This is a genomic window from Chryseobacterium arachidis (genome assembly GCF_900129245.1).
In the GTDB taxonomy this organism is placed as follows: domain Bacteria; phylum Bacteroidota; class Bacteroidia; order Flavobacteriales; family Weeksellaceae; genus Chryseobacterium; species Chryseobacterium arachidis.
The window spans coordinates 429,203-441,886 of record NZ_FQUT01000001.1 but is presented as its reverse complement, the minus strand read 5'-3'; the positions used below and the strand labels follow the sequence as shown (position 1 = coordinate 441,886).

The window sequence follows — 12,684 nt, the reverse complement described above, 5'->3', positions numbered from 1 at the left end:
ACTGATAAATATGACTTCTCCTAAACGAAAAAAAGACCAACAAATTGTCGGTCTTTTTAATATAATTTCGAAAAATTATTCAAAATTCTTAAGCAATATCCATCCGGTTTTCAGTGCCGGTTTTTTGCTTGCCGGATCTTCAAAGCTTACCTGATACCAGTATGATGCTGTATTCAGACGTTTACCCTGGAAGTATCCGTCCCAATATGGCTGTAAAGAACTTGCTTTGTATACTTCTTTCCCGTAACGGTCGAAGATTGAAGCTTTAAAGTCTTTATACTTCATAATTCCTCTAAAGTCGATCATATCATTCACATTATCCCCGTTCGGAGTAATAACGTTCTGCATTACAAAAGTGAAATACTCCAGGAATCCTACACAGCTTGTTTTCTTCACTCTTACTCTTATTGAAACTACGATGTTTCTAGGAACATTGGTAAAGACATTGGAATTTTGCCACGTTAATCCGTTATCAATAGAATATTCCAAAGCTCCGTTGCTTGGGTTACTTGCCGTAAGAACCATAGTTCCGTTTTCACTGTAATTCACGTTGATGATTTCCGGAATAACCGCCTTAATAACCTGCGTAGTATAAACTTTTGTACAAACTCCGTTATTGATTGTTACAGAATAAGTACCCGGAGTGCCTACAGTAATCGTCTGGCTGTTATCTCCCGTACTCCATGTATAATTATAATTCGGCCCTGATCCTGCATCTAAAGTAATCGTGTCCCCATCACAGATTAATCCTCCAGACAACTGGGAAGTAATAGCCGGAACCACCTCGATTACAATCTGTGCAGGCTGCAGAGACTTACATCCCTGTGCCCCGATTGCATAAACAGAATAGGTTGTGGTCTGAGTTGGCGACACCGTCATTGTAGCACCGGTTCCTGTCATACCAACCCATTGATAAGTAACACCATTGGCAGCCGTTAACGTAGTAGATTCTCCGGCACAAATTTTCACTTTTGTAGCAGTAAGCTGTGCTACCGGAGTCGCTTCTTTTCTCAATGTTAAAGTCACTCTTTTACTACAGAAACCACCATCGGAAACCACAACATGCAGAACCTGTCCGTCGGTTCCGTTATAGCTTCCTAAAAGAGTTGGATTAATATAATTATTATTTTGAGCAATGGCATCCGCCTGATTGATATAATATCGTACAATCGCTGTTGTTGAAGTTGTAATTAAAGGTGTTGCATCATTCAGATTAAATGTTGTAACAGAAGGCGTAGTACAAAGCTTTAAAGTAGCATCCTGTGCAGGAGGTGTTGTTCCTCCAAGTATTGTTACCGTTGCCGTCTGACATTCAGTTCCTCCCACAAAAGTTTTCACAACATATACTCCGGGCTGTGTTGCTGTATAAGTCGCACTTGTAGCACCCGGAATAGCAACTCCATCTTTATACCACTGAAACGTCATATTCGGTACCGTAGCCACCTGTGCTTTCAGAAGCTGAGGAGTGTTGTCACACATATTAACCGTAGTTAAAGGGTTTCCGTTACCATCAACAATAGTCATCCCGATATCGAAAGAACCTCCCTGAAGAAAAACAGCAGAGTCATAACTTTGATCTCCTGCATCAGCCAATACCATCTTAAAGTGGTACGTAACTCCGGGAGTTACATCTGCAATTGCAGTTAGAGGAATTGTTCTACCATTGTAATTGGTCACTTCAGGCTTATCAGGACCATTGTTGTATCCTGCGAAAAATGAATCATTTACTGCCTGGCAATTACTTGGAAAAGGATTACCATCAAAGCCTTGATTGGTACGGATATTCGTAACCCTCACAGGTCCCGCACCTCCCGGAAGGATGGCCACATTCACATATGGTCCTCCAGCCGCAGGCTTAATTAACAAAGCGAATGCATCTGAATAAGAACATGGGAACGTGCTATAATACTCTTCGGAAGCAAATATATAATTGAATTTGATCTGATTAGAATTTGGAACGAAATCAAACTCTAGCGCAACTGCATCGTGTAATTGCTGTGTTGCTCCGGATGCAGTAACCAAATCCGCATCACTTTGCATATAAGCTATCTGACCTCCTAAACTGCGATAAAAATTAGGGTCAGTATCTTTTGTTGTATTTCCGGCTTCTCTGGCGTATCCTGTTGTAAGCACTACCCCATCCGTAAAAGGAAAATTGGTGGTCGCTTTATTAAAATATCCCCAGAATCTATCGTTGTTAGTCTCCGAATGATTAGGCGAAACCGTTACGTTTGTAACATTGGAAGCAATACAAGCAGAGCCTCCGCTTATCAAAACATTTTTTACAAGTTGTTCAGCAGTAAAACTAGATGGTGCATAAGGAGGCACATTCACATCTATAAACTTTCCAGCCTTTGAAGTAGAGGCTTCTATTTTCGTTTTTTTATGGCCTAATAAACTTCTTTTTTTCTGGGCAAAAGTACCCGTTGAAATAAAAAAGGCCATTAATAGAATAATGTAGTTTTTTAATCTATATTTTAACATTTTGTTGTTGTTTGTTCAAAAATAATAATTTTTCATTTAAAAATTGAACAAAAACAGGGCTTATTTTGCTGTAAATATAATTTATTCTGATAATCGTAAAATAAAAGATAATATATCTAAATAAAGGTAGAAAGCTGATATCTTTTTAGATAATCATATAATTTGAAGTGAAATCTATTTTTTAAATAGTAATATGATTAATCTTTTTTCAATTCGTCAATTTTGTTCTGAAGTTCAAGAATTTTATCTTTTAAAGCTTTAATTTCATTTTTATTAGAATTCACATTGCTTTTTAGAATCGTCTTTTTCGCCCGTTCATTATGATCTTCTTCGTCATCATCTTCATTAATTTCCTCAATATCTTCCTGAATATCCTCAATATCTTCATTAATCTCCTCAATATCCTCGCTGATTTCTTCGATATCTTCGCTGATTTCTTCAATATCCTCCTGAATATCTTCAATATCTTCCTGAATATCCTCAATCTTTTCGTGGCTTTTATTGACCGACATCTGAATTAAAATGGAAAGATAGATGGCTTCCAAAGACAAAACCGTTGTCAGGATCAATAACATTTTATCAAACTCTACAACCTTTAGTAAAGGCAATAAAAACGATACCAGAAAAAATAAAGTATGGGTAACTAATGACGGAATAGAACCTATCCAACTGGTAATTCCGTTGGCTATTTTTTCTAAAACTTCAGATTTTTCGATATATTTTTCTTTCGTTTCGTTTTTTTTCATATTAATTCTTTTGTTACACCTAATCCGAATAATGCGAAATCATACTTTGCAGGATCTTTTTCATCAAATTTTCTAATGATAAGATCCAGCTCTTCCACCGTTTTCCAGTCATTCTGAGTTCTTGAAATCAATCCTAATTTTCTCGAAATATTTCCCGTGTGCACATCCAACGGAATAGAAAGATGCTTCTGATCTATATTTTCCCAAATACCAAAATCCACGCCACGTTTGTCCTTACGAACCATCCAGCGAAGAAACATGATGATTCTTTTCGTGGAAGAATTTTTATAAGGTGAACTTACGTGTTTGTGCGTCCTGTGCTTTTCAGTTCCTAAAAAATTACTTCTGAATCTTTCAATCGCATGAGAAAAATTAATTTCTGAATCATTTACTTTAAATAAATTTTCCAGACTTTCATTTTCTGTATAAATTTTATTAAACTGTTTAATAAAATAGGTAAAATCTTCTCCGTTAAACGTCCTGTGAATGCTTTTATCCTGAATTTCTTTTAAATCTTTTTCAGAATAATTCAGCACAAAATCATACGGTGAGTTTCCCATGATATCGAGCATTTTTTCCGCAGATTTTATGATCGCCTTCCGATTTCCCCAAGAAATTGTTGCCGCCAGAAAACCGGCAATTTCAATATCCTGTTTTAAAGAAAAACGGTGCGGAATCTGGATCGGATCATTCTCAACAAAATCAGGATGATTATACTGATCTGCCTTTTCATCTAAGAAGATTTTCAACTCTTCAAACTTCATCATATTTTTCAAATTTTCACAGCCTCCAACGCTTTAGGTAAAAATGTATTTGGGAAAATATTCCTTGCTTCATCGGTAAAAACGGTAAGATCCCCATATCTGTTCGAAAAATGACCTAAGATAAGCTTTCCAACATGTGCTTTCTGGGCAATGGTAGCCGCTTCCAAAGCTGTAGAATGACCGGTATAATCTGCCATTTCTTTCAAATCATGCAAAAAAGTTGATTCGTGGTACAGAACCGTAACATTTTTAATAATAGGAATTACACTTTCCAGATATCTCGTATCGCTGCAGAATGCGTAAGAAACCGACGGAGCAGGCTCCAAAGTAAGGACTTCATTTTTAAGAATATATCCATCACTCAATACAAAATCTTTTCCCGCTTTAATATTATGATAATCACAACTTTCTATTTCACTGTATTTTGCAATTTCTTTCATATTAAGATGCCTGTCTTTCGGTTTTTCCTTAAACAAATATCCATTGCAATATATTCTGTGATCCAAGGGAATGGTATACACTTCTACCCTGTTGTCTTCATAGATTTTCTCCGAATAATCTTTATCCAGTTCATGGTACACAACTTCAAAACCACGATGCGTTTCCGTAATCGTAAAAATAGTTTCCAGCATATTTTTGATCCCTTTCGGGCCATATACGTGTAGCGGAGTTTCTCTGCCCAACAATCTGAAAGACGCAATGAGCCCCGGCAAGCCGAAACAATGATCCCCATGAAGATGAGAAATAAATATATGATTGATCTTTGAAAATTTCGCTTTTGCTTTCCTCAACTGAACCTGAGTTCCTTCCCCACAATCGATCAGAAAAGACCGCTCTTCCATTTCCAGAAACTGTGCCGTGGGAGAAGAATTAATTGTTGGAATCGCTGAATTAAAGCCTAATATTGTTAAATAAGTACTCAAATCAATAGTTTATTATGAAGACAAATGTACGGATTTAGGTTAAGATAAAGGTTTAGGCTAAGATTAAAATTAAAACAGAAAAGTTACTTCAAATATCTAAATTCCAGCCTTAGCCTAAACCTTATCCTCAACCTTAAAATTATTCTTTAACTTTTAAGAAATCAATAAATAAATCCAGAGCCTGTTTTCTGTGGCTGATTTTGTTTTTATCTTCCGGCTCCATTTGTGCAAAAGTGATATCGTAGCCTTCCGGGACAAAAATCGGGTCGTAGCCAAATCCTTTGAAACCTTTATTTTCAGTTAATAAATTTCCGTGAACCCTTCCTTCGAAATACTTACCGCCGTTTTCATCATAATAACATAAAACTGTAATGAAATAGGCTTTTCTGTTTTCAATGCCTTCCATTTCACTTAATACCTTTTCAATATTTTTAGCAAAATCGTGGTCGCCTGCATAACGTGCGGAAAAAATTCCCGGCCTTCCGTCTAAAGATTCTACCACCAAACCGCTGTCGTCTCCCAAACTTGGAATTCCTGTTTTTTCAAAGCAATATTTAGCTTTAATTAAAGCATTGGCATTGAAGGAATCGCCATCTTCCACAATTTCTTCATGAATATCATAATCAGTAAGACTTTTTACGACAAACTCGCTTCCTAAAATCTGCTGAATTTCTTCTTTTTTATGTACGTTGTGGGTTGCCACCAGTAATTCCATATCCTTATTCATTTATTTAATAAAAAACTTAGTGCAAAAGTAATTATTGAAAGTAAAATACAAGCTATCGATATCAATAAAAACGTGAACATTCCCGAACTTACGTGCTCATCTTTACGTATGGCTATTTCTTCTACTTGATTGTTTTTTGAATAAGCCTTCAAAGTATATTGATCTGACTTATCCAAATTAAAGTCGGCGTATTGTGAATATTTTTTACCGTTTATTTCAAAATACTCTGTTGTGAAAATTAACCTTCGGTTTAATGTATCAGGAAATCTTCTCACAATTTTATTATCTGAGTCTTTTAATTCAAAATAATAATTCATAGAATCGGAGTCTGTATTTTTGTATTGGTCATCAATAAAATACAAAGTATAAGAACCTCCATCTAAATTAATTTTGGATTCTCCGGGAATCTTCCGTTCGATAATATTAAATCGCAAAGATGTAAATATGAGCCCGAAAAACAGCAACGATAAAAATAAAAATACTCCTCTGAAACTATTTTTAACTTATTTCTCATCACTCAAATTTCAGCGTAATGCATTTTATTTTTCTTAACAAATAAATAATAGAATAAAGAAAAAAGTACAATACCAATAGCCAAAATAATCCACTCTGAAAGTTGAAAAGCTTCGGCAAAACTCTCTTTTTGGGTATAAATAACCAATAAGGTGGAGCACAAATTATTAAATGCATGTAGCAACATCGGTAACAGTAGAGATTTTGTTTTGTAATACACTAAGCCTAAAACACAGCCTAATAAAACCGCTCCCACAAACTGCCAGGGGTTTCCGTGCACCAGTCCAAAAACCACAGAAGCAAAAACAATCGCTTTCCAAGGCTCCACTCCGTTATTTATCAATCCTTTCTGGATGATTCCACGGAAGATAATTTCTTCAAAAATCGGAGCCATAATGACCGCAGTGATGATCATGACAACAGGATCATCCGTTAACTGTGCCATCAGATTACCAAAATATTCGTATAAATCACCAAAAACTGGTCCCGTCGTGGGAATTTGTGAAGTGAAAAATTCGGCAATAAACATCATGCCGAGCATCAAAGGAAAAATTAACAGATAAGTGTAAAAATTGGTGGGGGAAAAGTTGAAATTTAATTTTTTTCCTGTTGTCCTCCGTACCACAAAAAAATCAAAACAGGCAATGGCTGCCAAAAATACTACGGCATTGGAAAACATGATGAACCAATCTTTCAAGGCAACATTAATCCCAAAAAAAATTTTAGAAAATGTCATAAAAAAGGAAATAGACATCATTCCCGCAAATAATCCCGCTACCAAAATGACACCTCCGATCCATGTAAATTTAAATTGTGGGTACCTGCTGTTTTCCATGTTTTATTTTCTGTAATTTATGAAAACAAAGATAATTGATTTTAGAGAAAGTAAGTCATTATTGGAATTTTGAATGATAAATATTACCTTTTTATGGGGGGTAGATTATTCGATTAAGCTAATTTTATGAAGTACATTTGCACTTTAATTTTTTCACATGGATAGTTTAGTAAATCGGTCGGAGAATGTTAACTTATCCTTGATTTCTTATGTATGCTTTACGTTTGTAGGATATTTTATCATAGGATTGTCTCTGTCTGTTCTTCCGATTTTTATTAATAAAAGTTTAGGGTTTAGTTTAGTCGTTGCCGGATTGGTCATCAGCTTACAATATGTTTCCACTTTTTTTCTGAGAGCCTATTCAGGGAAAATTATTGATGGAAAAGGTCCAAAGCCTGCTGTTCTATTCAGTATGGCGAGTTTTTCATTAACAGGAATATTTTTAATTATTGCTTATTATTTTAAACTTTCACCATTTCTCAGTCTTACATTTTTGGTGATTACCCGTTTATTGACAGGCTGTGCGGAAGGAATGATTGGTGCAAGTCCGATCAACTGGGCCATTATGGCAGTTGGAGAAAAACATACGGCAAAAATCATTTCTTATAACGGAGTTGCCTGTTATGGAGCTTTAGCCATCGGAGCCTCGTTGGGGGTTACCATCGAACATGAATTCAGTTTATATGGAATCGGGGCCCTTTCGATTATTTTAGGAATCTTAGGATTTCTTTTTGCGAAAACCAAAGAAAATAAAACCAATACGAATGTGCAGGAAGCCCAGTCTTTTTGGAAGGTTTTAGGCAAAGTCGCTCCTTTCGGAGTTTGTCTTGCTTTAGGCGGAATTGGTTTTGCAAGTATTTCAACATTTATCACCTTATATTACAATCATTTTCATTGGAATAATGGCGCTTTGTGCCTTTCTGTTTTTGGTGGATTATTTGTTGCCGGAAGATTGGTTTTCAGTAATGTGATCAATAATTATGGCGGAATAAAAGTTGCCATTGCCTGTCTTTTAGTAGAAACTATCGGACTTTTAACTATTGCTTTTGCTACGAATGCACAAATTGCTTTAATTGGAGCAGGTGTTACCGGCTTAGGATTTTCATTAATATTTCCGGCTTTAGGTGTAATGGCTATAAAAAGTGTTTCACCATCCAGTCAAGGATCTGCATTGGCAGGTTATGGACTTTTCATTGATATATCTTTAGGTGTTGCAGGACCTATTGTCGGAAGTGTTGCCGATTTTTTCGGAATGCAGTTTATCTTTCCATTCAGTGCAGCAATGGTTTTTATAGGACTAGGATTGGCTTATTTCCTTAAAAGAAGATCAAATTTGAAAAAGCCGGCTGAGGGATAATATGGAATGGATTTTTATTCCATGGTTTCACCCACAGCTATGAACATTGAACCACTTCGTGGTTATCAGATTACACTGAAAAATCTTTGATTTTTAAAGCTTATGTGTTCTAAAATAGGCACAATACATTTAAACTAAATCTTATGTGACTCATGTGTTATTGAAAAAGGAATTTTGGATTAAAATACTTTCTGATTATTTATTGAACCCCTGTGGGGTTCGTATTCTGTTTATTTTTTTACCATGGGTTTCACCCACGGCTATGAACATTGAACCACTTCGTGGTTCTCAAATTACACCAAAAAATCTTTGATTTTTAAAAACTTATATGTTCTAAAATAGACGCATTCCATTTAAACTAAATCCTATGTTACTCTTATGTTAAAAACTTTTGTGGTTAAATCTCATTCATTTGGCAATCAAAATTCAATTTTCAAAATCCGATAAAATTCCCGATTTTTGCAACTTCAAAATACGATATGTCAGACTTAATCAAAGAAATAGAAAAAAGAAAAACCTTCGGAATTATTTCTCACCCGGATGCCGGAAAAACCACCCTTACGGAAAAGTTGCTACTTTTCGGGGGTGCGATTCAGGAAGCGGGTGCGGTAAAATCCAATAAAATAAAAAAAGGAGCGACCTCCGATTTCATGGAAATTGAAAGACAGAGAGGGATCTCCGTGGCAACTTCCGTGTTAGCTTTTGAGTACAGAGATCACAAAATCAATATTTTGGATACTCCGGGTCACAAGGATTTCGCAGAAGATACGTATAGAACTTTAACTGCCGTAGATTCCGTAATCGTTGTAATAGACGTGGCAAAAGGAGTTGAGGAACAGACAGAGAAATTGGTTCAGGTCTGTAGAATGAGAAACATTCCGATGTTGGTTTTCATCAATAAACTTGACCGTGAAGGTAAAGATGCGTTCGATCTGTTGGATGAAGTTGAGCAGAAATTAGGTCTTACAGTTTGTCCACTTTCTTTGCCAATTGGTATGGGTAGCGACTTCCAGGGTATTTATAATATATGGGAAAACAATATTCAGTTATTCTTAGAAGAGAAAAAACAGAAAGTCGGAGATTCTATTAAGTTCGATGATATTAATGATACTTCAATCGATGAAGTTATTGGCGAAAAAGCCGCAACGACTTTAAGAGAAGAGTTAGATTTAGTTCAGTCTGTTTACCCAGAATTTAATCGTGAAGATTATATGAAAGGTGATCTGCAGCCTGTTTTCTTTGGTTCAGCTTTGAATAATTTTGGAGTTCGTGAGTTATTGGATGCTTTCATCGACATCGCTCCAATGCCACAGCCAAAAGAAAGTGACACCCGTTTGGTAAAGCCTGAAGAAAGCACTTTTACAGGATTTGTCTTCAAAATCCACGCCAATATGGATCCGAAACACAGAGATCGTTTGGCTTTCGTGAAAATTGTTTCGGGAACGTTTAAAAGAAATGAAAATTACTTATTGGTAAGAGAAGGCAAAAAAATGAAATTCTCTTCACCGAATGCATTTTTTGCTGATAAAAAAGAAGTGGTAGACGAAAGTTTCCCTGGAGATATCGTAGGTCTTCACGATACAGGAAGTTTTAGAATTGGCGATACGTTGACAGGTGGTGAAAAATTGAGCTTTAAAGGAATTCCGAGCTTCTCTCCGGAACATTTCAGATATATTAATAACAACGATCCGTTGAAAGCAAAACAATTGGCAAAAGGCATCGATCAGTTAATGGATGAAGGTGTTGCGCAGTTGTTTACGCTTGAAATGAATGGCAGAAAAATCATTGGAACCGTAGGGGCGCTTCAGTATGAGGTAATCCAATACCGTTTGGAGCATGAATACGGTGCAAAATGTACTTATGAACCACTTTCCATGCATAAAGCTTGCTGGGTTGAAGCCGATGAAAAATCGGATGAATTTAAGGAATTTGCAAGATTGAAGCAGAGATTTCTGGCGAGAGATAAATACAACCAATTGGTTTTCCTTGCTGATTCTTCCTTTACAATTCACATGACGCAGGAAAAGTTCCCGAATGTGAAACTGCATTTTATCAGCGAGTTTCAGAATGCTTAATTAAAAATAAATTTTATATAAATCCGTTGATACTTTTCAACGGATTTTTTATATCCTGAAAATAACCATTCTAACAAATTCAAAAAAAAATAAACATGAAAAAAATAATTTCTATTTTGATAATTATATTAACAAGTCAAAATATTTTCTCGCAGAAATTCCCATCCGAAATTGATGTCTTAAAAACGGAAAATGAAGTTGAAACTATGATTCATAAAATGGGGAAAAACTATAAAAATTTCAAAATAAAGAAAATTGAGAATTTTAAAGAAGAGCAAGGAGAAAACAAATATTGTAAGACAATTGCAGACTCTTTAGGAATTGACAAATCATTTTATAAAGCCGATTTTGATCATAATGGTTATACTGATCTACTTGCCATTGGCGACTATTATGATTTCTGCATTTTTGTTCTGATGAACTATGGAAAAGATTCATTAAAGATAAATAAATTAACTAGAAGAAGTTTTCAATATTGTACTTTTCCAAAAATTGACAATGATTCAATCATCCACTATTTTTATATGTCTCAACCTAATTGGTTTACAAGTGAAAAATCTAAACTGACAAAAAAAGATTTGATATTTAAATTTGGAGATTTTATAGAATACAATTCAAAACCTGCTTCTTATGACATTGAAAAAATTGAGTATGAGACAACAACCTGCTTTGGAACCTGTCCGAAATTTTATATTTCAATAGAAAAAGACAGAAATGCATTTTTTAAAGCTGAACATTATAATACTGATAAAATTAAAAACAAAAAAGAAATTAAGGGAAACTTTAAAACTTTGCTTAAGAAAAATAATTATGACGAAATTAAAAATCTATTAAACTATATTGACTTTCCAAATTTAGAAGACAACTATTCTGTGACCTGGAGTGATGATCAAACATCTACTTTAAAGATTACTTATAATAACGGAAAGGTAAAAGAAATAAAAGATTACGGGTTAATAGGAACCTATGGCTTAAATAGAATTTACCAATTGTTCTTTGAATTACGATTTAACCAAAACTGGAAATAAATTACTTTAATTAATAAAACTTAGATTGTTTGGACCAATTTAGTTTCTAACCATGCGGTAAAAAACTTCTTTTAATGAAAATTAAGAGAGATTATTTTTTGTAAAACAGTAATTTTTATTTTACAAAACGCTAAAAACCAAATCATTATTAATTTACACAAGCAAAACAACTCCTTTACAATCTTTACAAAACTTTCCCGCCTAATTTTACCTCATTGAAAAATTAATGTTATGAAAAAGTTCATATTACTCGTTGCAGTATCAAGCACATTTATCATGTGTAAAAAGGGAGAATCGGCAGTTTCTAAACTGGAAAGTACTGCAAATTCCGCAGATAGCGCCATTTCTGTGGCTTCAGAAAAATTAAATAATGTGAGCGATCAGGCAAGTGCCGCTCTGGATTCTGCCAATGTGAAAATCAAAGATTTTGAAAATGCAAAAAATGAAGTGAAAGACAAAATTGAAAATACTTCAAAAATAGTAGATTCTTTATCTGAAAAAATCTCATCGGTAAAACTTGAATCAAAAACGGAAAAGAAAGATTCTCTCAAAAAAGATGAAAAAATAGTGGTAAATGTTCCGGCTCCTAAAGTGATTAAGGAAACCAAAATCGTTTATAAAGACCAGCCTAAAAAAGAAAATTATGAGCTGAATGTTCCTAAAAATAAATTGGTAAAGACAGGAGTTCTGGAGCTTACAGTTGACGATGCCGAAACTGCCAAAGAAATCGTAAAAGAAGAAGTTTCAAAATACGATGGTGTTGTAAGAAGCGAAAATATATCGGTAAATAATGATGAAAAGAAAATTGCTTATTTAAAAGTAAAAGTTCCCATCCAGAAATTTGATTATCTGATGGATGAGCTTAGCTATAATCTCGGGAAGGTTGAAAATAAAGGAGTGGAAGTTTCCGGACAGGATTTTGTACAAAACACCATGTGCGAAGTAGATATCACACTGTACGGAAAAGACGGAGATTATATAAAAGACAACGAACCTAAAACTTTTGGAGACCGATCTCTGGCAGCCATTTCTTCAGGATGGAATGTCATCACTTCTATTTTCCTGTTTATTCTTCCTCTTTGGCCGCTATTGTTGATCGCCGGAATTGGATATTATTTTTATAAGAAGAGAGGTAAAAACACAACAAACAATGATTCAAATTAATTTCGAAAGTCCATCCTTGTGATGGATTTTTATTTTTAATAATATTTTAATCGGATTTCCGTTTTTGT

General features: G+C 34.7%; 10 protein-coding genes. 4 read left to right on the top strand and 6 right to left on the bottom strand.

The features are described 5' to 3' along the window. Positions 1–75 precede the first annotated feature (75 nt). From BUA89_RS01965 to BUA89_RS01935, 6 genes are all read right to left on the bottom strand, one after another. Entirely contained in the window at positions 76–2,484 is a 2,409-nt protein-coding gene (locus tag BUA89_RS01965; protein WP_072952942.1) for a choice-of-anchor L domain-containing protein, read from the bottom strand. Between the two features lie 197 nt (positions 2,485–2,681). Beyond that, positions 2,682–3,230 carry a DUF1003 domain-containing protein gene (locus tag BUA89_RS01960; RefSeq protein ID WP_072952941.1) on the bottom strand — a complete coding sequence of 183 codons (549 nt, stop codon included), beginning with the start codon at positions 3,228–3,230 and terminating at the stop codon, positions 2,682–2,684. Further along, positions 3,227–3,994 carry a TIGR02757 family protein gene (locus BUA89_RS01955; protein WP_072953279.1) on the bottom strand — a complete coding sequence of 256 codons (768 nt, stop codon included), beginning with the start codon at positions 3,992–3,994 and terminating at the stop codon, positions 3,227–3,229. Before BUA89_RS01955 ends, BUA89_RS01960 begins: the two co-directional genes overlap by 4 nt. 8 nt (positions 3,995–4,002) lie before the next feature. Continuing rightward, positions 4,003–4,917 carry a ribonuclease Z gene (locus BUA89_RS01950; RefSeq protein ID WP_072952940.1) on the bottom strand — a complete coding sequence of 305 codons (915 nt, stop codon included), beginning with the start codon at positions 4,915–4,917 and terminating at the stop codon, positions 4,003–4,005. Positions 4,918–5,056: 139 nt separating this feature from the next. Further along, positions 5,057–5,644 carry an RdgB/HAM1 family non-canonical purine NTP pyrophosphatase gene (rdgB, locus tag BUA89_RS01945; RefSeq protein ID WP_072952939.1) on the bottom strand — a complete coding sequence of 196 codons (588 nt, stop codon included), beginning with the start codon at positions 5,642–5,644 and terminating at the stop codon, positions 5,057–5,059. A gap of 517 nt (positions 5,645–6,161) precedes the next feature. After that, positions 6,162–6,992 (bottom strand): CPBP family intramembrane glutamic endopeptidase, encoded by an 831-nt coding sequence (locus tag BUA89_RS01935; protein WP_072952937.1) that lies wholly within the window; start codon positions 6,990–6,992, stop codon positions 6,162–6,164. A 157-nt stretch (positions 6,993–7,149) separates the two neighbouring features. On the opposite strand from BUA89_RS01935, the gene BUA89_RS01930 reads away from it, so the two are divergent. The 4 genes from BUA89_RS01930 (at position 7,150) to BUA89_RS01915 (ending at position 12,616) form a co-directional block, all read left to right on the top strand. Then, positions 7,150–8,349 carry an MFS transporter gene (locus BUA89_RS01930; protein WP_072952936.1) on the top strand — a complete coding sequence of 400 codons (1,200 nt, stop codon included), beginning with the start codon at positions 7,150–7,152 and terminating at the stop codon, positions 8,347–8,349. Positions 8,350–8,828: 479 nt separating this feature from the next. Next, a complete protein-coding gene (locus tag BUA89_RS01925) occupies positions 8,829–10,424 on the top strand; it encodes a peptide chain release factor 3 (protein WP_072952935.1) in 1,596 nt (531 codons plus the stop codon). Positions 10,425–10,519: 95 nt separating this feature from the next. After that, entirely contained in the window at positions 10,520–11,452 is a 933-nt protein-coding gene (locus tag BUA89_RS01920; protein WP_072952934.1) for a DUF6438 domain-containing protein, read from the top strand. Between the two features lie 231 nt (positions 11,453–11,683). Then, positions 11,684–12,616, top strand: a complete 933-nt coding sequence (locus BUA89_RS01915; protein WP_072952933.1) for a DUF4349 domain-containing protein — start codon at positions 11,684–11,686, stop codon at positions 12,614–12,616. Positions 12,617–12,684 lie beyond the last annotated feature (68 nt).

Bases quoted from the DNA above. Each gene is read 5' to 3' on its own strand.
- BUA89_RS01965 (WP_072952942.1), bottom strand. From the start codon at position 2,484: ATGTTAAAATATAGATTAAAAAACTACATTATTCTATTAATGGCCTTT.
- BUA89_RS01960 (WP_072952941.1), bottom strand. From the start codon at position 3,230: ATGAAAAAAAACGAAACGAAAGAAAAATATATCGAAAAATCTGAAGTT.
- BUA89_RS01955 (WP_072953279.1), bottom strand. From the start codon at position 3,994: ATGAAGTTTGAAGAGTTGAAAATCTTCTTAGATGAAAAGGCAGATCAG.
- rdgB (WP_072952939.1), bottom strand. From the start codon at position 5,644: ATGAATAAGGATATGGAATTACTGGTGGCAACCCACAACGTACATAAA.
- BUA89_RS01935 (WP_072952937.1), bottom strand. From the start codon at position 6,992: ATGGAAAACAGCAGGTACCCACAATTTAAATTTACATGGATCGGAGGT.
- BUA89_RS01930 (WP_072952936.1), top strand. From the start codon at position 7,150: ATGGATAGTTTAGTAAATCGGTCGGAGAATGTTAACTTATCCTTGATT.
- BUA89_RS01925 (WP_072952935.1), top strand. From the start codon at position 8,829: ATGTCAGACTTAATCAAAGAAATAGAAAAAAGAAAAACCTTCGGAATT.
- BUA89_RS01920 (WP_072952934.1), top strand. From the start codon at position 10,520: ATGAAAAAAATAATTTCTATTTTGATAATTATATTAACAAGTCAAAAT.
- BUA89_RS01915 (WP_072952933.1), top strand. From the start codon at position 11,684: ATGAAAAAGTTCATATTACTCGTTGCAGTATCAAGCACATTTATCATG.